Here is a 21,407-nt window from a genome sequence, read left to right as displayed (position 1 = left end):
CGTGGCGAGGATCGGTCAGGTGGTGTCTCGCAAGGCGGAGGAGGGAGCCGCAGCGTGCTGCGGTGACCGGCGACAACGCGGCGAGGCGCCGCCTGGCCGGCCGCGGTAGGCAAAAGATCCAAAGGGACAGGGCCTAGACCTCCGGTGGGTGGTTCTCGCGGTGCATCAGGCGGTCCTCGGACGTGTTCCCGCGCTTGGGGGCCATCACGATGCTCAGCACGACCCCGACGGCACCGACGATCATGAAGATCAGGCCGATCACGTCGATGTGGACGGCCTCGCCGAGGACGGTGGGGTCGATGGCGAAGCGGAGGATGGCGCCAAGCGTGAGAAAGAAGATGCTGACCCCGACACCCATGAGTTCCTCCGGGTAAGGCTGCCTGCCAGGTAAAGGGAGAGTACGAGAAGGGTCATACCCTTTCGGCCGCGGTCACACCACTGAAAAGGACCTTGTCGGCGGCGGTGGGTCCTCGGGAGCCCAGCCACACCGGAACCCCCAGGGCCCCGGCCACCGCCGCAGGCCAGTCGTCGACACCGTCGGTGTAGTGCGGCCGGGCCGCCGACAGCCGCCCGGTCAGCCTGGCCTGCCCTTCGAGGTCACCCGCCGTGCCCACCGGCAGTTCGCCGATGTCGTACGACACGCACATCCGCGAGACCGGCGCGTCCAGGTGGGTGAGCGCGAGGGCGTCGGCCCCGCCCGCGACCGCCAGCGCGTAGCGGTGGGCCACCGCGTCGAAGTGACCGGTGCGGAAGGGCCCCTGCCAGGGACCGGTCCCGTTGTGCGCCTCGGGAAGCACCGGCGCCGCGGCCTCGGTGACCAGCGGTCCCGGGCCGTGCCTGGGCGTGTAGGTCCGCAGCACGCCCAGCCGTACGGCCGGCACCCCGTCGAGCAACTCCAGCGCGTTGGCGAAGGTCGTCGTGCTCCAGGTGGTGTACGGGTGGAAGCCGTGCCACTCGTCGAGCAGCACGCCCTGTGCCCCCTCGAAGATCACGGGCCGCCTGCGCAGCAGCGCGGTCGTGAAGGAGAAGCCGACCAGGATCACCCGCTCGGCGAACGCCCGGTAGGCGGCGACGCAGTCCTCGACGGGCGGCCCGGTCACCCCGAGCGCCTCGCGGAGCGCGTACAGCTTGCGGGTGAGCCGGGCCGGGGCCTCGCAGTCGCCGACGGTCGGCGCGAGCTCCGGGTGCTCCAGGGCGTAGGCCATGGTCTCGCCGACGCCCATTCCGCACGACCCGTGCCGGTCCTCGCCGCGTGCCAGCTCCCTGGCCTGCCCCGCCGCCACGTGGTACGGCGTGGCGAGCAGGGCGTCCCGGTCCACGGTGAGCAGGCGGAACGGGTCGGGAACGCCCAGTTCGCTCAGGTGGGCGGCCTCCCGGGCCAGCGAGAGCGGGTCGGTGACCATGAACCTGGACAGGTGGGTGGGCACGCCTCTGAGCGTGCCCGATCCGAACTGTGCGAACGTGTGGTGCCGTCCGTCGGGCAGCACGACGTTGTGGCCGGCCTGCCCACCCCCGTTGAACCTGACGACCGCCCCGATGGGTTCGCGGGTGCAGAGCCAGTCGATGATCGTGCCTTTGCCCGCGTCGCCGTAGCCGAGGTCTGTCACGATCATGTGTTCGCGCATGTGGTCCTCTGTTCGTGGTGGCGCCCTGCCCGGCGGTGAGTTCTCACCGCCGGGCAGGGGCCGTTTCCCTTCGTGGTGGCACTCCCCGCCGCTTTCGCGGTGGCCGCCGCACGGCGGGGAGGTCTTCAGAGCCGCGTCACGCCGCTGTCGCCGCCCAGGTCGAGACCGTCGGCGACCACGAGCGTGCCGCGGTCGAGTTTGGCGAGGGCCCTGCCCACGGCGGCCCCGGCGGTCGAGCCGAGCTCGTCGAGGTCGTCCAGTCCCTCCCGCAGATCGATGGCGTCCTCGCCGAGACCGACGGTGAGCGCGATGGTCTCGCAGACGGCGTCGAGGTCGTCCAGCTCCAGCACGTTCTGGCCGAGCAGTTCGCGCCAGGCGGCCAGCACCCGGCCGTCCCTGGCGTGGCTCGTCCCCGCCGGAAGGATGTAGTAGACGTCGTAGACCCTGGTCAGCTCGGCGACGATCTCCCTGGTCGGGATGTCCCGCTGGAGCCGGTCGCCGATGACACCCTCGACCTCGCGCCGCTTGACCTGAGGGTAGGGAAGCTCGTCGCCGATGATGAACAGGTAGCCCCTGCGCCCCCGCTTCTCGAAGCAGTCGATCGAGGTGTGCCTGGCCATGAAGTACATCGCCAGCTCGTACGACTCGCTCATCTGGCCGCCGCCCCCGCTCTCCAGCAGGACCTTGCCCAGCTGCTCGTCCATCCGGTTGTCGGATTCGAACTGGCCGATCTGCAGCGGGGCCCGGTCGCAGGTGGCGTCGCCGATCGCGCCGAAGAGGATCTGCGGGTCGGTGGCGTAGCCCTTGCGGAGCAGCAGGCCGAGCAGGTCGGGCAGCTTGGTCTGGAGGGTCCGGGGCACCCCGCCCATCGAGCCGGTCACGTCGAACAGCACGGCCACGGCGAGGGAGTCGGGGTGCTCGGCGGAGTCGCGGCTCTCGCGGAGCACCCCGTGCGGGTCGAGGTCGGGGTGCGTGGAGCGGGCGCCGCCGTCGCTGTAGGCGAAGGCGCTTGAGCCCTTGGCCGCGCGGTAGCTCGCGGCGGCGGAGTAGACGTCGGTGGACCAGATTCCGCTTCCCACGGGGGATCTCCTCGGATCAGGGATGGCACGTTCTCAAAGGTGCAGTGGCCGGTATTTCCTCGGCCCGTACAGGTCGTCGAGCAGGTCGTCGAGTTCCCCCAGGAGCCGCCACGCGTCGCCGGGCGGGCTCAGCAGGCTTCCCCGGACGAAGCGCCTGATCGGAGTGGGGGCCTGGTCGCCCATGAGGGCGGCCACGGAGCGGGTGGCGAGGTGGATGTCGGTGGCGGGAGTGGCGGGTTTCCTGGCCAGGACCTCCGGTGGGTAGTCGTCGCGGTGCCTGGTCACCAGGGCGGTGAGCGGGGTGCCGAGCGGTACCGACTGGCTCCAGTCGACGAGCACCAGGCCGTGGTCGACCGGGTGGACGAGGACGTGGTGCCCGAACACCGCGCCGTGCACGACCCCCGCCCGATGGGCCGCGCCGACGGCCACCAGCAGCCGCCGCCAGATCCAGGCCACGTCCCTCGCGTCGAGCACCGGCCGCCGCCGCCTGACCTCGTCCAGGCTCACGAACCCGTCGGGTACCCGGCTGATCACGTTGGCCCGCCGTTCGACCCCGTCGCGGCGGTGCCGGAACGAATCCACCAGGCGTGGCACGTACGGCAGGAGCAGCGGGTCGCCGTCTCGCGCGATCGTCTCCAGGGCGTTCGCCTCGCGGCACATGAGGTCGTTGTCCGCGTGGCTGCGCGGGAGCTTGAGCAGCGTGTCCGGACCACTCTCGTAGAGCACGGCCGAGGCGCCCCGCCGGAAGACGCCCCCGATCCGGTAGGTCCCCCGCCCGGTGGTGATCACCGTCTCCGCGGCCGGCCCCGGGGCCCCGCCGCGGGCCGCCCACAGCTTCGCCAGCCTGGCGAACGCCTCGGCGGCCTCGGCTCCCGGCGCGAGGTCGGGGTGGAGCAGCCTCGCCAGCCTCCGGTACGACCGGTGCGCAGAGCCCCCGCCGAACAGGTCGTCGGGGGTACGGGCAGCGGTCACCAGCGCGATCGCCTCGGCCCTGGTCATCTGATCTGTTCCTCCCTGGCGGGTCGTAGCAGGGCGGGGTGCAGGAGTCGTGCGTCGCCGGCCCGGTAGAGCTTGGCCCGGGGGCCGCCCCTGGCCCCGCCGCTCTCGGTGGTCTCGCCGGTGCTCTCCACGAAACCGGGCACCGAAAGGATCTTGCGGTGGAAGTTGCCCGCGTGCAGTGGCACGCCCCAGACCGTCTCGTAGACACCGCGCAGCTCGGAGATCGTGAACGTCTCACCGGCGAACGAGGTGGCCAGCGGGGTGTACTCCAGCTTGCCGCGTGCCCGCTCCAGCCCGTGCGCCAGGATGCGATCGTGGTCGAAGGCGAGCTCCGGCAGCTTGTCGACCGGCTGCCAGGCGGCGTCCGCCGCGTCCGTGCCCGCCCGGGGATCGGGCAGGTCGGGGGCGAACGCCAGGTAGGAGATCGACACGACCCTCATCCGCGGATCACGGTCGGGTGTCCCGTAGCTGGCGAGCTGCTCGATGTGGACTCGGTCCCCGAGGCCCGAGAGCCCCGTCTCCTCGGCCAGTTCCCGCGCCGCGGCCTGTGGCAGGTCCTCTCCCGGCCGGATGAACCCCCCCGGCAGCGCCCACCGCCCCGCATGGGGTTGCTCGCCCCGCCTGATGAGCAGAACGCGCAACCCGCCCCCGCGAATGGTGAGCGCCACCACGTCGACGGTCACCGCGACCGCCGGGTACATCCGCGGGTCGTAACCCGCCAGAAACTCGGACTCATCCATCACATGTCCTTCTCAAAGTGAGACAATCTCAGTATGAGAATAACAAAGGCCGGTGTCAACCCGCTCGCAACGGCGCGCGGCCTCAGGCCCCGGGAAAGGCGAAGGGCGGCCCCGTCAAGACGGGACCGCCCCCATGCCTGCCGCGGGAGCAGGTGGCTTGCTCAGAAGGCCTCTTCCGGCAGCTCCATCAGGTCCTGGTCGGTGGCCTCCAGCGTGCGGCGCTCGGCGGCGACGCGGGGCAGGACGGTCTGGGCGAAGAACGAGGCCGCGGCGACCTTGCCGGTGTAGAAGGCCTGGTCGCCCTGCGCGGTCTCGGCGGAGCCCAGCGCGGCCAGGGCCACCTCGGCCTGGCGCAGCAGCAGCCAGCCGATCACCACGTCGCCCAGCGCGAGCAGGAACCGGGTGGTGTTGAGGCCGACCTTGTAGATCTCCTTCGGCGCCTCCAGCGAGCCGATGGCCCAGCCCGCCATGGTGTCGGCCATGCTCTTGACCTCGTCGGCGGCCTCGGCGAGAAGCTTGCGCTCCTCCTTCAGCCGCCCGTTGCCGGCCTCGGAGGCGGCGAAGGCCTGCACGTCGTCGTACAGCGAGCCGAGGGTCACGCCCTGGTTGCGCAGGATCTTGCGGAAGAACAGGTCCTGCCCCTGGATCGCGGTGGTGCCCTCGTACAGGGAGTCGATCTTGGCGTCCCTGATGTACTGCTCGATCGGGTAATCCTGCAGGTAGCCCGAGCCGCCCAGGGTCTGCAGGGAGCGGGCGAGCAGCTCGTAGGAGCGCTCGGAGCCGACGCCCTTGACCAGCGGGAGCAGCAGGTCGTTCATCGCCTCGGCGTGGCCGTTCCTGCGGCCCTCGTGCTCGGCGATCAGCACGTCGTCCTGGTAGGTGGCGGTGAGCAGGACCAGCGCCCGCATGCCCTCGGCGTACGACTTCTGCAGCATCAGCTCCCGGCGTACGTCCGGGTGGTGGGTGATGGTCACCCGCGGGGCCGACTTGTCGGCCATCTGGGTCAGGTCGGCGCCCTGTACCCGGGCCTTGGCGTACTCCAGGGCGTTCAGGTAGCCGGTGGAGAGCGTGGCGATCGCCTTGGTGCCGACCATCATCCGGGCATGCTCGATGATCATGAACATCTGCTTGATGCCCTCATGGACCTCGCCGATCAGCGTGCCCACGGCCGGGTGCTTGTCGCCGAAGGTGAGCTCGCAGGTCGTGGAGACCTTCAGGCCCATCTTCTTCTCGACGTTGGTGACGTAGACGCCGTTGCGCTCGCCGAGCTCGCCGGTCTCCAGGTCCACGTGGTACTTCGAGACCAGGAACATCGACAGGCCCTTGGTGCCGGGACCGTGCCCCTCGGGGCGGGCCAGCACCAGGTGGAAGATGTTGTCGCTCATGTCGTGCTCGGCGCTGGTGATGAAGCGCTTGACGCCCTCGATGTGCCAGGTGCCGTCGTCCTGCCGTACCGCCTTCGCGCGGCCCGCGCCCACGTCGGAACCGGCGTCCGGCTCGGTGAGCACCATGGTGGCGCCCCACTGCTTCTCGATGGCCAGCTCGGCGTAGCGCTTCTGCTCCTCGGTGCCGATCACGTGGAGCACGTGGGCGAAGGCCGGGCCGCTGGAGTACATCCAGATGGCCGGGTTCGAGCCGAGGACCATCTCGGCCAGCGCCCAGCTCACGCTGCTGGGCAGGCCGGGGCCGCCGAGCTCGGCGGGGAGGCTGAGGTTGGTCCAGCCGGCGTCGCGGTAGGCGGCGAAGGACTTCTTGAAGCCCTCCGGCATCGTCACCGAGTTGGTGGCGAGATCGAACACCGGCGGCTTGCGGTCGCCCTCCTCGAAGGAGTCGGCGAGTACGCCGGTGGCCAGGCGGTTGACCTCGTCGAGGAGGCTCCGCACCACGTCCTCGTCCAGTTCGGCGTAGCGGCCGGTGCCCAGAATGTCCCGGCGCCCGAACACCTCGAAGAGGTTGAACTCCAGGTCACGGACGTTGCTCTTGTAGTGGCCCATGGGGTCTGCTCCTTGAAACCGGGGGAACCGGAACTTTCCATACTCGCCAGTAACGTTACCGGTAATGCTACCCGTCAGTAACCCCTAGAAAACCGCACCGACTGGGACGTTCGTCACGACATGCGAAGACACCCGCGCCGGCGTCGATCGACCGGCCCCCCGAAGCTCTTCTAGGCTCGCCACATGGACGAACGATGGCGGGCCGACCTCGAACTGTGGGGCATTCCCGAGGAGATCGCGGCCAGGGCGCCGGCCGACCCCTGGGGGCACTCGTCGGCGCGGTTCGCCGAGCGCACCGACCGCGCGCTCGCGGCCCCCGAGGGGCCGACGCTGGCGCGGATGGCCGAGGCGCTCCCGCCCGGCGGGAGCGTGCTGGACGTCGGTGCCGGAACGGGGGCGGCCTCCCTGCCGCTCGCTCCCGACCTGGGAGAGCTGATCGCGGTCGACGTCTCCGACGCCATGCTCGCCGAACTGGCCTCCCGGGCTCACACGCTGGGCGTCCCCACCCGGTTCTTCCGGGGCCGCTGGCCCGACATCGCGGCCGAAACGCCGGTCGCGGACGTCGCGGTCGCCGCCCACGTCGTCTACAACGTGCCGGGGCTGGCCGGATTCCTCGCCGAGCTCACCGGCCACGCCCGGGGCCGGGTCGTCCTGGAGCTCACCGGGCAACACCCGATGAGCTGGCTCAACCCCCTCTGGCAGCACTTCCACGGCATCACCCGCCCCCGCCGCCCCACGGCCCACGACGTGATCGCCATCGCCGAGGGGCTCGGGTACGAGGTCCACCACGAGTGGCGCCTGGCCCCGCTGCCGCGCTTCACCCGGCTCGAAGACCTCGCCGAGAGCGCCTGCCGGAGGCTCTGCCTCGGCCGGGAGCGGGCCGACGAGGTCATCGCGGCCGTGATCGAGCTGGACATGTGGCCGGTCCCCCGGGACCGGTGGTTCACACTCTGGTGGGAATCAAAGTGAGCCCCTGCCGCGTTCCACCGATCGAACCCTCAAAAGGGGTGTTCCCGGACGAGACGCGCCGTACCCGGTAGGCAAAGACGACGCTCCTGATCAAAGGAGGAGCTGTCATGGCCTGGGTTGTCATCCTCGTCGCCGGTCTGTTCGAGGTCGCGATGGCGTACTCGCTCAAGCTGAGCAATGGATTCTCCGTGCTGCTGCCGAGCGTCGGCTTCGCCGTCTTCGGCCTGCTCAGCTTCGGCCTGCTCGCGGTGGGCCTGAAGACCCTGGAGGTGGGCACGGCCTACGCCGTCTGGACGGGTATCGGAGCCGTCGGCACCGCCGTGCTGGGCATCGTCGCCCTCGGCGAGAACGCGTCGGCCCTCAAGATCGCCTCGATCCTGCTCATCGTCGCGGGCGTCGTCGGGCTCAACCTCGCCGCCGGCGGCCACTGACCGTACGCCTGCCCGAGCACGCCGTACGACGTGATCGGGAGGGGTGGACACGGGCGACCCCGCTCGGACCGGGGTCGCCCGAAACCGGCTTGACGGTTTTGATGGTGTCGGGTTGGGTGGGCGCATGATTGTTGTTCAATACGTGACCTTCGACTGCGCCCGGCCGTACGAACTGGCGACCTTCTGGCGCGACGCCACCGGCGGGGAGCTCCATCCGGAGACGAAGCAGGAGGACGATGAGATCCTCCTGCGGGGCGGCGGGGTGAATCTGCTGTTCATCAAGGTTCCCGAGGGCAAGTCCGTCAAGAACCGCCTTCACCTGGATCTCACCGGCTCGGCGGGCACCACCCGCGACGAGGAGGTCGAGCGCCTGCTCGGGCTCGGCGCCACGGTCTTCGCGGACATGCGCAACCCCGAAGGCACCGGCTGGGTGACGATGCTCGATCCCGAGGGCAACGAGTTCTGCGTCTGCCGCGCCGAATACGAGCGCGCCTAGCGGAGCGGCTCTGGGCCCGGTCACTCCAGAAAGGCCCGGCCGGGCCGCGAGTCTCGGCGACCGAAGGCGGTCTGCGGCGGCCGACACGAGTGATCCCCACGAGGCCGGGTGATCACCGGAAGGTCGGCGATCACCCGAGGGCTCAGCGACCGCCGGGAAGCGAGGTCTGGCCGCGGCCCTTGAGAGTCAGCGCCAGGACAGCCGTGATCAGGTAGACCACGACCCCGCCCTGCAGGGCGTCCAGCGCCGCGCTGAACACGCCCTCGCCGTCGACGATGAGCTGCACCGGGTACATGAGCATCGCGGCGCCGAGCGAGGGGTAGAGGGCGAACCTCCAGGGGTGGCGCAGCGCCCAGAGCCGGGCCTGCCGGGTCACCCGGTCCCCGCTGTTGGGCTTGCCGATCGAGCCGATGGCCGCGATAAGCGAGAACAGGCCGATGCCGACCACCATCGCCCAGGTCAGATCCCCGCCGCCGGTGAGCACGCCCAGTCCGAAGCTGGTGGCGGTCACCGCGCCACCGGTCACCGCGGCGGCCTTCCAGGGAGCGCCGCGCAGCGCCGCTCCGGCGAGGGACATCTCGTCACGTCGAGTCAGTTCGTCGTTCATGCCATCAAGGCTGCCTCCCGAACACCCTTGCTCACATCGGGGAGCGACCCTGATTGTTCCCCTACCTGCTGTATTGGCCGCCGTTCGTGTTGCTTATTGACCGCCCGTTTGCCGCGATCTAGGTTTTCTTTAGGAAAGTTTCCTAAGGGATTAGTACCCGCCCCCCACCTCTAGGAGATTCGTCATGAGCCTTCGTCGTCGTGTGGCAACCCTCTCGGGCGTCGCCGCCCTCTGTCTGAGCGCCATGGCGCTCACCCCCGGCCCGGCCATGGCCGCCCCCTCCGGCTGCACCGTCCAGTACAACCTGGCCCAGCAGTGGGCCACCAGCCACTGCACCTCCGGTACGGGTGGGCACATGGTGGTCGTACGGCAGCAGCACCCCTCACCCGTGGTCGGTCCCATCTTGATCACCGGTCCCTGTGTGCCCGTCGGCCAGACCTCCAGCGCGACGATCACGCCCTGGCCGGTCACGAGCGTCGCCTGGGTTTCCTGCTGAAAGCCGGCTTGACCGCGTAACCGGCGCCGCGATCGGGTAACCGCATGATCTGGCTTCCGCGGTTACCGTTCTCCGCCGCCCATACTCTCCGGGACCGTGCCAGGTGTGGCGTACTCCAGCCGCACATCGCTGTTGACGGTCTGGGTGGGGGTGAGCCGCACCGCTTCAAAGCGTGTCTTTGAAGCCGGAGATCGCTGATCTGTGTGTACCTCGCCGCGGCGCCGGAACGGGTCGGACAGAAAGCACAAATTTGTCGTTCAACGATGTCGATTCGGGCGGTCGGCGCTCGTGTAGAGGGTGATCGGGCGGTCCGCGAGGACGGCAACCCCTACACCGCCCGTATGAACGCCGTCACCAAGTACGTCGCCTCGGCCACGCTTGACGATGCGAGTGCTTGGCAGAACTCGGTGCTGCTGCGCGGCGACGCGACGCAGACGGTCGCGGAGTTGAAGGCGCGGGACGGCAACGACCTGAACATCATCGGCAGCTCCGCACTGGTGCGCAGCCTGCATGCGGCCGATCTGATCGACCATTACACGTTGGTGGTTCACCCGCTCACCCTGGGCTCGGGTACCCGGATGTTCGAGGGGCCGGCGCCGTTGACCCAGTACCGCCTCACCAGCAGTGTCACGACCACGAAGGGTGTCATCGTCGCCCACTACGACCGCCGCTGACAGTTTCATCCGCCTCCGGAGGTCTTCGCGAGAGCGCCCTCAGGGATACGGGAGGAGCCGAGGCGGCACCGGTTCGGGATAGTTTGACCCCCATGCCGGTGAACTTCCGTATCGCCCGTGCCGAGGACGTTCCGCTCATCGTGGCCATGCTCGCCGACGACACCGTCGCGGCCGCCCGCCAGGGAGCCTACGGCGAGGAGCATCGTGCCGCCTTCGAGGTCATCGACGCCGACCCCGCCAACGAGCTGATCGTCGCGGAGCTGGACGGCGAGGTCGTGGGCACCATGCAGCTCACCTACATTCCCGGCATCTCCCGCCGGGGTGCCCTCCGGATGCAGATCGAGGCGGTCAGGATCGCCTCGGAGCTGCGCGGGCGGGGTCTGGGCCGCACGATGATGGAATGGGCCGTCGAGCGCGGACGGGCCCGGGGCTGCGCCCTGGTCCAGCTCACCACGGACAAGACCCGTGCGGACGCCCACCGCTTCTACGACTCCCTCGGCTTCGTCGCGTCCCACGAGGGTTACAAACTCGCGCTGACCTGAATCGGCCAGGGGCCGGCGTCGAGGTGACCCGTCCGGTCACTCGGCGGCGCTCGGGCCGATCTCGACCAGGTTGTCGTGGTAGACGGCGCCACGGCCCATGTCGGCGTCGCGGGCCTCCACCACGGCGTTCACGGTCGTGCCCCCCGAGCTCAGCTTGCGCCAGTGCCCCTTGGTGGACGCGATCACGCCCGGCCGGACCCGCTCGCTGATCTCGACCACGGCCTCGAACTCGCCGCCGGCGTTGAAAACCCGGGCCCGCTGCCCGTCGCTCAGCCCCCTCGGCGCGGCGTCCGTGGGATTCACCAGGACCCGCGGGCCCTTCGAGCGCCGCAGCAACTCGGGGTTGTTGCCGAAGATGGTGTTGAGGAAGGTGTGGGAGGCAGGGGTGATGAGGGTCAGCGGATACGGTCCCGGCGCGGCCGAGGCGGTGTGCGGCGGGACGTAGGCGGGTCCCGCGCCGAACTCCATCCGGCCCGAGGGCGTCGGGAAGCCCTCGGTGAACGGCACGAACGGCCGCGGCACGTTGAGGCGGACCCAGCCCTCCTTGCGCAGCCGGTCGAGCGTGATGCCGTCAAGCGACGGATGGCCCGAGGAGAGCAGTTGCTCGGCCAGCTCCAGGTCGGAGTCGTACAGGGACGGCTCGGTGAGCCCCATGTGCCGCGCCAGGCGGCGGAAGGTCTCGGTGGTGGACAGGCACTCGCCCGGCGGCTCGACCGCGGGTGAGTTCCACATCAGGTACATGTGCCCGTAGCCCGCGTGCAGGTCGGCGTGCTCGATCTGCATGGTGGCGGGGAGCACGATGTCGGCGTAGTCGACGGTGTCGGTCGGGAACTGCTCCATCACGACGGTGAACAGGTCCTCGCGCGTCAGTTTCTCGCGGATCCGGTTCTGGTCGGAGGTGGAACTCATCGGGTTGGCCGCGTACACCCACAGGCACTTCACCGACTCGTCCAGCTGATCGGCCAGCCGGGTCATGGTGAGCGTGCGGACCGGCCGGGCGAGCAGGTCCTCGCGGGTGTCGATGTTCAGGTGGATGTGCCCGCTGGTGGAGTACGCGATCCCGCCGCCGGGGTGGCGCCAGTCGCCGGTCACGCCGGGGATGGCGGCGATCGTGCGCATCGCGGTGCCGCCGCCGGCGTGCCGCTGCACGCCCATGGTGGCCCGGATGCCGGTGGGCCGGGTGCGCGCCAGCCGTACCCCCAGGGCCCGGATGTCGGACTCGGGCAGCCCGGTGATCTCCGCCACACGTGCCGGAGGGTGGCGCAGGATCTCCTCACGGAGGTTCTCCCAGCCGGTCGTGTGGTTCTCCAGGTAGTCGCGGTCCTCGGCTCCCTCGGCGAGCACGACGTTCATCAGCCCCAGGGCGAGGGCCGCGTCGGTGCCGGGCCTGATCGGCAGGTGCTCGTCGGCCTGCTCGGCGGTACGGGTCCGGATCGGGTCGATCGCCACCACGTGCGCCCCCGCCGCGCGGGCGTCCTGGATGAACTTCCACAGGTGATGCCCGCTGGTCAGCGTGTTGGTGCCCCACAGCAGGATGAGCCGGGACAGGGCGAACGTCTCCGGATCCATCCCGCCCGGCGTGCCGTAGACCTGTCGCAGCCCGGAGTTGCCGGCCGACGAGCAGATGTTCAGAAAGTGCCTCGACGCGCCGAGCGCGTTCCAGAACCGCCGCCCGGCCACTCCCTCGGCCCCCTGGAGGTATCCCAGCGTGCCGGTGCCCAGGTAGGGCCAGATCGCCTCGCCGCCGTGCTCGTCGACGATGCCGCGCAGCCGTACGGAGATCTCCTCCAGGGCCTCGTCCCAGCTGATCCGCTCGAACCTGCCGGACCCCTTGGGGCCGGTCCGCCGCATCGGGTGCAGGATGCGGTCGGACGCCCGGGTGTGCTCCAGGTAGCGGTTGACCTTCACGCAGAGCGCGCCGCGGGTGTAGGGATGGTCAGGGTTGCCGCGCATCTTGACGGCCTCGCCGTCTTGGACGGTCACCACCCAGGAGCACGTGTCGGGGCAGTCAAGCGGGCACGCCCCCAGCACTCGAAGTTCGCCTGACGACATGCCCTCGACTGTAGCCGCGCCCAGGGAGCGCGGGTGTCACCGGAGCAGCCCGGGGGGCTCGTGGTGGTGGTCGTGTCCCAGCCCGCCCCCTCCGGTGCTCGGCCCTCCGACTCTCGGCTCTCTGGTGGGGCCGGGAGCGACGGGATCGCCGGGGAGGTCGCGAGCGTACGCGTAGGTGTACGCCGCCGCGCCGATCGCGGAGGCGTTCACCGCCAGCGCACCGTTGTCGATGTTGGCGAGGGTGTCGCAGGCCTGGTGGTAGCACCTGTCGTAGGGGGCCCAGGCTTTGCCGCCGAACTTCCCGGCCTCCTCGGCGGACTTGATGCCCTCGGCGCCGGTGAACAGCCCGCCCGCGGCGATGCCCGCCTTGATGAAGGGGCCGTAGTCGGAGCGGCCGGTGAAGTCGGCCTCCTGGTGCGGCTTGCCCACGGCGTCGAAGTACGACTGGAAGAGCTTCTCGATCCGGTCGGAACCGGCAGGCGGATGCGTGTCCAGGCCCGTGTCGGAGTTGTCGCCGTCGTAGATCCCCAGGACGTAGTTCGGCGAGGCGATCATGTCGAAGTTCAGGTACAGCTTGATCTTCGCCCGCTCCGCCGCCGAGAGATGGGCCACGTAGTGGGTGGAACCGAGCAGGCCCAGCTCCTCCGCGCCCCAGAAGGCGAAGCGCAGCCTGTTCCTCGTCCGCAGGTCCTTCGCCGCCAACGCCGTCTCCAGGACGCCCGCGGTCCCGGAGCCGTTGTCGTTGATGCCGGGGCCCACCATGACACTGTCCAGGTGGGCGCCGAGCATGACCACCCGGTCCGGGTCGCCCCGGCGGCTTTCGGCGATGACGTTGCGTGTCCTGCGGTCGGGGTCGCTCTCGGCGTCCACCTCGAGCGTCGCGGTCGTTCCCGGCGCCGACAGCTCCTTGCCGGCCGCGAAGGTGGCTCCGACGATCGGGATCTTGATGCCGGAGGTGTTGACCGAGCCTCGCAGCAGGATCCTGCGGTCGGCGAGAGCCTCACCCGGCTGCCCCTCGTTGAAGATGACCACCCCGGACGCACCGGCCGCCTGGGCCCGCTCCGCCTTGACCTGGAAGCTGCAGGAGCCACGCTGGATCAGGGCGATGTTCCCCCGGACGAACCCCTTGAAATCACTCACCTCGCATCCGGAGGAGGAGTTCGCGTTCGGGGCCGGCGGCAGCACCAGGTCCACGCCCTGCACCGGAGCCGTGATCCTCCCCGAGCCGGAGTACGTCATCGTCTGGAAGTCGATGCCGGGCAGGTAAACCCTGGCCGCGGGGGACGATCGCGCCAGCACCGGGGCCTTCCGCTCATAGAAGAAGGGGATCCCGAACTCCTGCAGGGTGACCTGGTATCCGGCGGCGCGAAGTCTGTCCGCGACGTAGGCGACCGAGGCCTCGTGGCCGGGGGTGGCCGCGGCCCGGATACCGCCGTTGGCCTTGGCGATCTCCTGGAGCTTTTCCAGGTGCCGCCTGACGGACGCGAGCTTGATCGACTGCCCGAACGCCTTCGCGTCCGGCGGCAGGGGACTCTCCGGAGGCGGTTCCGAGGGCAGGCCGGACGGACTGTGCACACCGGCGTCCACCGGTTTCGGCGCGGAGGTGGCGAGCCCGTGCACCGTTCCGGGGGGCGGGGTCGCGGCCCAGGCCGTGTTGACGACGGGCGGGATCGTGGCCGAGGCGATGGTGACAGCGGCCAGCACTCTCCCGAAGGCACGTGCACTCACGTCAGGCTCCTCTGACATCGGGGACGGCGTTACTTGAAAACATCGGTGGCGACGAGGTGGCCGCCGGATACCGGCCCGGTGGCACCACCCGGGACGGAGCCGCCGGGCAGGTCGTGGGTCCGGGCGTGGACGAACGCGGCTGTCGCGATCGCGCCGCTGTTCAGCCCCAGAGCGGTGTCGCCGATGTTGACGATCGTGTCGCACCTGAGGTGGAGCAGGGGGCGTAGGTGACTCCCGCCGCGCAGGTGGTGGAGCTGACCGGGATCTTTACGGTGGGGGCGTCGAGGGAACCGGGTGATCGCGACCACCGTTCCCCTGAAGGCGCGAGTGCTCATGCGGAACCCCTCAACGTGCATGGAGCGCCCGCACTCCCGGGAAGGCGGTGAGAGGCGACCGCGACGAGGCGTTCCCGCTCCCCGGACGCGGCCCTGCAGGCTGCGGGCGGGCGAAGGAACATGACGGTCAGCCTTCCAGTCCCGCACCCGCTAAATCCAGTATTCCCGCAGCTAGAAGGGTCAATTCTCGATCTCGGACAGGTACGCTGTGCTCGCTCGCCGCCCTCGTCGAGGCGGGCGTTCATGATCTCTTCGAGACCACGTCCGCCCGGCCCGCTCGCCGGCCGGGGCGCCATACGGTGTCACCGTGTGGCCCCGTTTTCTGATTTCAGCCACCAAGATGGAAGCCAGACTGTCAAGACTGTCGGAAGCCATCGACATGCGTATGGCTCCGATTGTGGACACTGGGGGAGAAGGTCGGTGACGCAGCTGTAATGCGGAACATGCAGAATCGCTGGCGGTGACGGAAATCAAGGAGCTGGACGGAACATCGTCCGATGACGGCACACGGCCGGCGACGGACGGCGATCTAGCCGTGCGCGTCATCGAGCCGCTGCTTCCCCAGCGGATCCGTCGCCCTTCGGACCTGCTGCGGTTCCTGGCGACCCTGCTCGGGCTGGTGGCCGTCATCCTGCTCGCCCTCGTCGCGCAGAAGACCCTGAACGGTCTGGAGGGCGACGTCGCCGACGGCACCAGCCGGGCGCCGTTCCTGCTCAGCGGCCTGGCCGGGGTGCTGAGCGCCTCGGCCATGCTCGGCGTGCCCATCGCCTTCGCCATCGAGCGGGTGCTGCACCGTGACGGCCTCCGGGTGGCCGAGGGGCTCTTCGCGGCCATCGCCGCGATGGTGCTCTCCTTCGTGCTCGGCGAGTGGATCGTGAACGCCGGGCCCGAGGACCTGAGGCTCCTGATGACCGGAGGCAGAGCCGGAGTCGAGCCGGTCAACACGCTGCTCACCCCGATCATCGCCTACGTCACCGCGGTGCGCATATCCCGCCGCCCCACCTGGCGGGCGGCCCTGTGGAGCGCGGTCGCGCTCAACGCCGTCGCCCTGTTCGCCGGGCTCGCCGCCACCCTCCTCGGCATCGTCGTCTCCATCCTGGTCGGCCTGGCCGTCGGCTACGCCACCCTGTACGGCGTGGGCAGCCCCAACACCCGCCCTCCGGGCAGTGCGGTCGTCAGCGTGCTTCGCAAGCTGGGCTTCGCCCCGCTCAGGGCGCATCGGCTCGACGACGACTACCAGGGCAGCCGCCGCTACGCCGTCGAGCTCAAGAACGGCAACCGCCTCGACGTCACGGTCCTCGACCGGGACCGTCAGGTGGCCGGAGTGCTCTACCGCATCTGGCGGCGCATCCGGCTCAACTCCGAGACCCGCCGCAAGGCCATCCGCTCACTCCGCGCCGAGCTGGAGCGCGAGGCCCTGATGGCGTACGCCGCGCAGGCGGCGGGAGTGAGCACCCCCCGGCTCGTCGGTACCAGCGAGATCGGTACGGAGGCCGCGCTGCTCGCCTACGAGCACATCCCCACCCGCGCGCTCGACGACATCCCCGACGAGGAGATCGACGACAACCTGCTCGCCCAGATCTGGGAGCAGGTCCTGCTGCTGCAGGTCCAGCGGCTCGCACACCGGCGGCTGACCGGCGACAGCATCCATGTCGACCGCGAGGGCCGGGTCATCCTCACGGACGCCCGGAGCGGCGAGATCGCGGCCGGTGACCTGCTGCTCCGCCTGGACATCGCCCAGCTGCTCACCTACCTCAGCCTCCGCGTCGGAGCCCAGCGGGCGGTCAACGCCGCCGCGGCCGGAGCCGGGCACGGCCTGCTCGCCGACGCGCTCCCGCTGCTCCAGCGGATCGCGCTGACCCGCGAGACCAGGGCGGCGCTCAGCAAGAACAAGGGGCTGCTCACCGAGATCCGCGAGCGGATCGTCGAACTCACGCCCAAGGCCGAGGCCGAGGAGGTGCGCCTGGAGCGCTTCCGCCCCAGGACCCTGATCACCATCATCGGTACCGCGTTCGCCGCGTACTTCCTGGTCTACTACCTGACCCAGATCAACCTCAACATGATCACGTCGGCCAAGTGGAGCTGGACCGGCGTGGCACTGGTCGCCGCGATGATGAGCTACGTCGCCGCCGCCTTGATGCTGATGGGCTTCGTACCGGAGAAACTGCCCCTCGGCCGTACCGTGCTCGTCCAGTTCGCCGGGTCGTTCGTCAAGCTCGTCGCGCCCGCCGCGGTGAGCGGGGTCGCGATCAACACCCGCTACCTGCAGAAACGCGGCATCCCTCTGGGACAGGCGGTGGCCAGCGTGGGCGCCTCCCAGCTCATCGGGCTGGCATTCCACATCGCGCTGCTCCTGCTGTTCGCCTACATCACCGGTTCCAACACCGCCTCGTCGTTCACCCCGTCGCGCACGCTCGTGCTGACGCTGCTGGCCGTGGCCGTGGTGGTGCTGGTCATCGTGGGCGTGCCACGGCTGCGCCGCATGATCACCGCGCGGCTCCGCTCGCTGTTCTCCGGGGTCATCCCGCGCCTGCTCGACGTCCTCCAGTCGCCCAGGAAGATCATCGAGGGCTTCAGCGGCACCCTGATGCTCACCCTGTTCTTCGTGCTCTGCCTGGACGCCTGCGTCCGCGCCTTCGGCGGCTCCCTCAACTTCGCCACCGTCGCCATCGTCTTCCTCGCGGGCAACGCCATCGGCTCGGCAGCCCCCACCCCCGGCGGCCTCGGCGCCGTCGAGCTGTCCCTGTCGGTCGGCCTGACCCTCTCCGGCCTGCCCGGTGAGGTGGCGACCTCGGCCGTGCTGCTGTTCCGGCTGCTGACCTTCTGGCTGCCGGTCCTGCCCGGCTGGGCCTCGTTCGCGCACCTGCAGCGACAGGAGGCGCTCTAGGCCCTGCCCCGCGTCCTGCGAAAGACCGCCCGGCGGTGGCCCGGCGGTCTTTCGCACGGACGCAGGTCAGGCCTCGCTGGACCTGGCCCAGAGGTTGATGCCCGCCTCGACCGCGTCCTTGTCGATCGCCTCAAGCTCCGCGGCGTCGAACGACGTGTTCTGCACGGCCGCGAGGCTGTTCTCCAGCTGCTCCACACTGCTCGCGCCGATCAGCACCGACGTGACGCGCCTGTCGCGCAAAGCCCAGGCCAGCGCCATCTGCGCCAGCGACTGGCCGCGCCCGCTCGCGATCTCGTTCAAGGTGCGGATGTGCCGCATCGTCTCCTCGGCGAGCATCTCCGGGGTGAGGAAGCGCCCCAGCGAGGCCCGCGACCCCTTGGGGATCCCGTTCAGGTAGCGGTCGGTCAGCATGCCCTGCGCCAGCGGGGAGAACGCGATGCAGCCCACGCCCTCCTCCTCCAGGACGTCGAGCAGCCCGCCCTCGATCCACCGGTTCAGCATCGAGTACGAGGGCTGGTGGATCAGTAGCGGCGTGCCCATCTCCCGCAGCAGCCGCGCGGCCTCCGCGGTGTGCTCGGGCGAGTAGGACGAGATGCCCGCGTACAGCGCCTTGCCGGACCGGACCGCGTGGTCCAGCGCGCCCATCGTCTCCTCCAGCGGGGTGTCCGGGTCGAACCGGTGGCTGTAGAAGATGTCGACGTAGTCGAGCCCCATCCGCTCCAGCGACCGATCCAGGCTGGACAGCAGGTACTTGCGCGACCCCCACTCGCCGTACGGGCCGGGCCACATGTCGTAGCCCGCCTTGGTGGAGATGACCAGCTCGTCCCGGTACGGTGCGAAGTCCTCGCGGAAGTGCCGCCCGAAGTTGGTCTCCGCGGACCCGGGCGGCGGACCGTAGTTGTTGGCCAGGTCGAAGTGGGTCACCCCCAGATCGAAGGCCCTGCGCAGGATGGCCCGCTGGGTCTCGAAGGGCTTGTCGTCACCGAAGTTGTGCCAGAGCCCCAGCGAGACGGCGGGCAGCTTGAGCCCGCTCTTGCCGACCCTGTTGTACGGCTGGCGTTCGTCGTACCTGTCATCTGCCGCGATATATGTCACTGTGTCACCTTGGTCGTGTCGAGAATCCAGGAGAGGGTGAAGGCCTCCTCGCGCCAGGCGTCGTACCTGCCGCTGCGGCCGCCGTGCCCGGCACCCATCTCCGTCTTTAGCAGGAACGGCCCGCCGTCCGCGACGTCGCGGAGCTTCGCGACCCACTTGGCGGGCTCGTGGTAGAAGACCCGGGTGTCGTTGAGGCTGGTGATCGCCAGAATCGGCGGGTAGACCCGGCCGTCCACGTTCTCGTACGGCGTGTACGACTTCATGTACGCGTACACCTCGGGGTTGTGCAGCGGGTCGCCCCACTCGTCCCACTCGATCACGGTCAGCGGCAGCGAGGGGTCGAGGATCGTGTTCAGCGCGTCCACGAACGGCACCTCCGCCACCACGCCCGCGAAGGTCTCGGGCGCGAGGTTGGCGACCGCGCCCATCAGCAGCCCGCCCGCCGATCCGCCCCTGGCGACGATCGCGCTCGACCAGCCGGTGGCGGAGAGGTGCTCGGCGGCGGCGACGAAGTCGGTGAAGGTGTTCTTCTTCTTCTGGAACTTGCCGTCCTCGTACCAGTGGCGGCCCATCTCACCGCCGCCCCTGACGTGTGCCACGGCGAAGACGAAGCCCCGGTCGAGCAGGCTGAGCCTGGCGATGGAGAACGAGGGGTCGATCGAGATCTCGTAGCTGCCGTAGCCGTAGAGCACCGTGGGGGCCGGCCGCTGGGTGCCCTTTCTCATCACGATCGAGATCGGGATGCGGATGCCGTCGGACGCGGTCGCCCACTCGCGGAACTGCTCGTAGTCGGTGGGGTCGTAGCCGCCGAGCACGACCTTCTGCTTCAGCAGGACCAGCTCGCGCGCCGCCAGGTCGTAGTCGTAGACCGATGGCGGGGTGACCATGCTGGTGTAGCCGAGCCGCAGCCGCCCCGTGACGAACTCCGGGTTGCCCGACGGGGCCACGTCGTAGATCGGCTCGGGGAAGGAGATCTCGTACGCCTCCCCGGCGCGGGGCAGGATGCGGATGCCGGTGAGCCCGTCCCGGCGGAAGTGCACGACGGTGTGGCCCTCGAAGGCGTCGACGTCGAGCAGCCGGGTGTCGGTGCGGTGCTCGATCAGCGGAGTCCAGTCGCCGGGGGCGTCGAGCGGCGCGGTGGCCAGCTCGAAGTTCTCCGCGTTCCGGTTGTGCAGGACCAGGAAGTGGTCGCCCGCGTGGTCGACGCCGTACTCGACGCCGGTCTCCCGGGGCCGGACGACGCGGAACTCGCCGGTGGGGTCGTCGGCCTCAAGGACGCGGACCTCGCTGGTGATCTTGCTGCCGGAGGAGAGCACCAGGTAACGCTCGCTTCGGCTGAGCCCGATGCCTACCCAGAACCGCTCGTCGGCCTCCTCGTGGACGAGCATGTCGTCCTTGGCGGGGCTGCCGATCGTGTGCCGGTGCACCTGGTTGGGCCGCCAGGCCTCGTCGACGGTCGTGTAGAAGAACGTCGTGCCGTCGGCCGACCAGGCGCCGCCGTAGAAGATGCCGGGGATCTCGTCGGGGAGGGTCTCGCCGGTGGTGAGGTTCTTCACCTTCAGGGTGAAGCGCTCGTCGCCGGTGAAGTTGGTGGAGTAGGCCAGCAGGGTGCCGTCGGGACTGACCGAGCTGGTGCCGATCGAGAAGAAGTCGGAGTCTCCGGCGAGCTCGTTGCCGTCGAGCAGGATCTCCTCACCGGGAAGCGACTCGCCGGCTTTCAACTCGGGCGGGGTCTCGCCGTCCGCCGCCACCCGGCACTGGATGCCGTACTGCTTGCCCTCCTCGGTCCGCGAGTAGTACCACCAGCCGCCCTTGCGGGTGGGGACCGAGAGGTCGGTCTCCAGGGTGCGTCCCTTGATCTCCTGGAAGAGCGTCTCCTGCAGGGGCTTGAGGTGGGCGGTCGCCTCCTGTGTGTAGGCGTTCTCCGCCTCCAGGTAGGCGACCACCTCCGGGTCGTCCTTTACCGTCAGCCACGCGTAGTCATCGACCACGGTGTCCCCGTGGTGCACGCGCTCGCTGGGAACCTTCTTCGCCGTCGGCGGCGTCTGGCTGCTCACTCAGCCGAGTCTATGTTTCCGCCGGTCCCTGTTCGGATCGCTCGCCCGGCCGGGTCGATCGGCCTTGATCCACCTCGGCCTGCCTCGACGTGCCGCGGCCCGCGCTGCTCGCGAGCCAGGTTCGGCTCCTCCGTCCGGCCCGAGGTTTCCTCGTACGGGGTTCGCCGTTACGTTCCGAGCGCTCTTGGAGGACTGCTAATCTTTTGGAGTCGGCAGGGTCCGACGCAAACCACTCTAATCACTCCGGTGACTTCCGTATGGCTTGTGTCGTGTCCGCTGACAATCCCTTTGAAACCCAAGGTTCCAGAGCCCGGTTCGCAGAGCCGCTCAGGTGCTGGTAAGTTTGAGGGGTTGCTCTGGAAACAGAGTCGCCGAATTCCAGCAAGACCCGCAAGATCAAGTCAATCGCTTCAAAACGAGCCGGTTTGACACGAAAAAGCGGGCCTGAAAGAATAACGGCACAACGAAAGAACAGAACAAAACGAACCGCCCCTGGTTCTCCGGCCGAAACTGGCCGGGACGACGGTGTACGCGTCCGTTTCTTGAGAACTCAACAGTGTGTTAAAAGCCAGTGCATGAAGCACAACCCTGTCCAACCTGC

The 21,407-nt window shown here is 69.5% G+C and carries 19 protein-coding genes and 1 riboswitch; of the genes, 7 read left to right on the top strand and 12 right to left on the bottom strand.

Annotated elements, in window-relative coordinates; translation table 11 throughout:
• Positions 1-133: 133 nt before the first annotated feature.
• The 6 genes from ABT130_RS41265 to ABT130_RS41240 form a co-directional block, all read right to left on the bottom strand.
• Positions 134-358: a DUF6458 family protein gene (locus tag ABT130_RS41265; protein WP_030917415.1), complete on the bottom strand. Its 225-nt coding sequence runs from the start codon at positions 356-358 to the stop codon at positions 134-136.
• Between the two features lie 52 nt (positions 359-410).
• Positions 411-1,613 (bottom strand): adenylosuccinate synthetase, encoded by a 1,203-nt coding sequence (locus tag ABT130_RS41260; RefSeq protein ID WP_350965097.1) that lies wholly within the window; start codon positions 1,611-1,613, stop codon positions 411-413.
• A gap of 137 nt (positions 1,614-1,750) precedes the next feature.
• Positions 1,751-2,704 (bottom strand): hypothetical protein, encoded by a 954-nt coding sequence (locus ABT130_RS41255; RefSeq protein WP_350965094.1) that lies wholly within the window; start codon positions 2,702-2,704, stop codon positions 1,751-1,753.
• A gap of 33 nt (positions 2,705-2,737) precedes the next feature.
• Entirely contained in the window at positions 2,738-3,703 is a 966-nt protein-coding gene (locus ABT130_RS41250; RefSeq protein WP_350965091.1) for a lipopolysaccharide kinase InaA family protein, read from the bottom strand.
• Entirely contained in the window at positions 3,700-4,443 is a 744-nt protein-coding gene (locus ABT130_RS41245) for an NUDIX hydrolase (protein WP_350929772.1), read from the bottom strand. The genes ABT130_RS41250 and ABT130_RS41245 overlap by 4 nt, the downstream gene beginning before the upstream one ends.
• A gap of 161 nt (positions 4,444-4,604) precedes the next feature.
• Complete coding sequence (locus ABT130_RS41240; protein WP_350965088.1) at positions 4,605-6,437, bottom strand: acyl-CoA dehydrogenase; 1,833 nt, start codon at positions 6,435-6,437, stop codon at positions 4,605-4,607.
• Positions 6,438-6,620: 183 nt separating this feature from the next.
• Here ABT130_RS41240 and ABT130_RS41235 point away from each other — a divergent pair, with 183 nt between their 5' ends.
• The 3 genes from ABT130_RS41235 (at position 6,621) to ABT130_RS41225 (ending at position 8,333) form a co-directional block, all read left to right on the top strand.
• The gene (locus tag ABT130_RS41235) at positions 6,621-7,406 is read left to right on the top strand and encodes a class I SAM-dependent methyltransferase (RefSeq protein ID WP_350929774.1); all 786 of its coding nucleotides are present in this window, start codon (positions 6,621-6,623) and stop codon (positions 7,404-7,406) included.
• Positions 7,407-7,426: 20 nt separating this feature from the next.
• Positions 7,427-7,493, top strand: a riboswitch (guanidine-III (ykkC-III) riboswitch).
• Between the two features lie 20 nt (positions 7,494-7,513).
• Positions 7,514-7,837: a DMT family transporter gene (locus ABT130_RS41230; RefSeq protein WP_350929775.1), complete on the top strand. Its 324-nt coding sequence runs from the start codon at positions 7,514-7,516 to the stop codon at positions 7,835-7,837.
• 124 nt (positions 7,838-7,961) lie between these two features.
• The gene (locus ABT130_RS41225) at positions 7,962-8,333 is read left to right on the top strand and encodes a VOC family protein (RefSeq protein ID WP_350965086.1); all 372 of its coding nucleotides are present in this window, start codon (positions 7,962-7,964) and stop codon (positions 8,331-8,333) included.
• Between the two features lie 142 nt (positions 8,334-8,475).
• On the opposite strand, the gene ABT130_RS41220 is transcribed toward ABT130_RS41225, so the two are convergent.
• Positions 8,476-8,940, bottom strand: a complete 465-nt coding sequence (locus ABT130_RS41220) for a hypothetical protein (RefSeq protein WP_350929777.1) — start codon at positions 8,938-8,940, stop codon at positions 8,476-8,478.
• Between the two features lie 184 nt (positions 8,941-9,124).
• Here ABT130_RS41220 and ABT130_RS41215 point away from each other — a divergent pair, with 184 nt between their 5' ends.
• The 3 genes from ABT130_RS41215 to ABT130_RS41205 all read left to right on the top strand — a co-directional run bounded on the left by ABT130_RS41215 (position 9,125) and on the right by ABT130_RS41205 (position 10,652).
• On the top strand, positions 9,125-9,436 hold the full coding sequence (locus ABT130_RS41215) for a hypothetical protein (protein WP_350929778.1): 312 nt from the start codon (positions 9,125-9,127) through the stop codon (positions 9,434-9,436).
• Positions 9,437-9,699: 263 nt separating this feature from the next.
• Entirely contained in the window at positions 9,700-10,110 is a 411-nt protein-coding gene (locus ABT130_RS41210; RefSeq protein ID WP_350965084.1) for a dihydrofolate reductase family protein, read from the top strand.
• Positions 10,111-10,202: 92 nt separating this feature from the next.
• Complete coding sequence (locus ABT130_RS41205; RefSeq protein ID WP_350929780.1) at positions 10,203-10,652, top strand: GNAT family N-acetyltransferase; 450 nt, start codon at positions 10,203-10,205, stop codon at positions 10,650-10,652.
• Positions 10,653-10,688: 36 nt separating this feature from the next.
• On the opposite strand, the gene ABT130_RS41200 is transcribed toward ABT130_RS41205, so the two are convergent.
• From ABT130_RS41200 to ABT130_RS41190, 3 genes are read right to left on the bottom strand one after another with little or no spacing between them, the layout of a single operon-like run.
• Positions 10,689-12,704, bottom strand: a complete 2,016-nt coding sequence (locus ABT130_RS41200; RefSeq protein WP_350965081.1) for a molybdopterin-containing oxidoreductase family protein — start codon at positions 12,702-12,704, stop codon at positions 10,689-10,691.
• A gap of 36 nt (positions 12,705-12,740) precedes the next feature.
• A complete protein-coding gene (locus tag ABT130_RS41195) occupies positions 12,741-14,432 on the bottom strand; it encodes a M28 family metallopeptidase (RefSeq protein ID WP_350965079.1) in 1,692 nt (563 codons plus the stop codon).
• A 29-nt stretch (positions 14,433-14,461) separates the two neighbouring features.
• A complete protein-coding gene (locus ABT130_RS41190) occupies positions 14,462-14,767 on the bottom strand; it encodes a hypothetical protein (protein WP_350965076.1) in 306 nt (101 codons plus the stop codon).
• A 460-nt stretch (positions 14,768-15,227) separates the two neighbouring features.
• Here ABT130_RS41190 and ABT130_RS41185 point away from each other — a divergent pair, with 460 nt between their 5' ends.
• Entirely contained in the window at positions 15,228-17,654 is a 2,427-nt protein-coding gene (locus ABT130_RS41185; RefSeq protein ID WP_350965073.1) for a lysylphosphatidylglycerol synthase transmembrane domain-containing protein, read from the top strand.
• 66 nt (positions 17,655-17,720) lie between these two features.
• Here the strand turns inward: ABT130_RS41185 and mgrA are convergent, their stop codons facing one another.
• Together mgrA and ABT130_RS41175 are read right to left on the bottom strand one after the other, a co-directional pair.
• Positions 17,721-18,749, bottom strand: coding sequence for an L-glyceraldehyde 3-phosphate reductase (gene mgrA, locus ABT130_RS41180; protein ID WP_350965069.1), 1,029 nt, complete (start codon positions 18,747-18,749; stop codon positions 17,721-17,723).
• A complete protein-coding gene (locus ABT130_RS41175) occupies positions 18,746-20,806 on the bottom strand; it encodes a S9 family peptidase (RefSeq protein WP_350965066.1) in 2,061 nt (686 codons plus the stop codon). The genes mgrA and ABT130_RS41175 overlap by 4 nt, the downstream gene beginning before the upstream one ends.
• Positions 20,807-21,407: the final 601 nt, after the last annotated feature.

This window comes from Streptosporangium sp. NPDC001681 (genome assembly GCF_040298085.1).
In the GTDB taxonomy this organism is placed as follows: Bacteria; Actinomycetota; Actinomycetes; order Streptosporangiales; family Streptosporangiaceae; genus Streptosporangium.
The sequence above is the reverse complement of the archived record's forward strand: the minus strand, read 5'-3'. Positions and strand labels throughout refer to the sequence as shown.

What these genes read in the sequence shown, in the direction of transcription:
- ABT130_RS41240 (WP_350965088.1), bottom strand. Translation starts at nt 6,437, where the DNA reads ATGGGCCACTACAAGAGCAACGTCCGTGACCTGGAGTTCAACCTCTTC.
- ABT130_RS41265 (WP_030917415.1), bottom strand. Translation starts at nt 358, where the DNA reads ATGGGTGTCGGGGTCAGCATCTTCTTTCTCACGCTTGGCGCCATCCTC.
- ABT130_RS41200 (WP_350965081.1), bottom strand. Translation starts at nt 12,704, where the DNA reads ATGTCGTCAGGCGAACTTCGAGTGCTGGGGGCGTGCCCGCTTGACTGC.
- ABT130_RS41220 (WP_350929777.1), bottom strand. Translation starts at nt 8,940, where the DNA reads ATGAACGACGAACTGACTCGACGTGACGAGATGTCCCTCGCCGGAGCG.
- ABT130_RS41225 (WP_350965086.1), top strand. Translation starts at nt 7,962, where the DNA reads ATGATTGTTGTTCAATACGTGACCTTCGACTGCGCCCGGCCGTACGAA.
- ABT130_RS41250 (WP_350965091.1), bottom strand. Translation starts at nt 3,703, where the DNA reads ATGACCAGGGCCGAGGCGATCGCGCTGGTGACCGCTGCCCGTACCCCC.
- ABT130_RS41210 (WP_350965084.1), top strand. Translation starts at nt 9,700, where the DNA reads ATGTCGATTCGGGCGGTCGGCGCTCGTGTAGAGGGTGATCGGGCGGTC.
- ABT130_RS41230 (WP_350929775.1), top strand. Translation starts at nt 7,514, where the DNA reads ATGGCCTGGGTTGTCATCCTCGTCGCCGGTCTGTTCGAGGTCGCGATG.
- ABT130_RS41245 (WP_350929772.1), bottom strand. Translation starts at nt 4,443, where the DNA reads ATGGATGAGTCCGAGTTTCTGGCGGGTTACGACCCGCGGATGTACCCG.
- ABT130_RS41215 (WP_350929778.1), top strand. Translation starts at nt 9,125, where the DNA reads ATGAGCCTTCGTCGTCGTGTGGCAACCCTCTCGGGCGTCGCCGCCCTC.
- ABT130_RS41190 (WP_350965076.1), bottom strand. Translation starts at nt 14,767, where the DNA reads ATGAGCACTCGCGCCTTCAGGGGAACGGTGGTCGCGATCACCCGGTTC.
- ABT130_RS41235 (WP_350929774.1), top strand. Translation starts at nt 6,621, where the DNA reads ATGGACGAACGATGGCGGGCCGACCTCGAACTGTGGGGCATTCCCGAG.
- ABT130_RS41205 (WP_350929780.1), top strand. Translation starts at nt 10,203, where the DNA reads ATGCCGGTGAACTTCCGTATCGCCCGTGCCGAGGACGTTCCGCTCATC.
- ABT130_RS41260 (WP_350965097.1), bottom strand. Translation starts at nt 1,613, where the DNA reads ATGATCGTGACAGACCTCGGCTACGGCGACGCGGGCAAAGGCACGATC.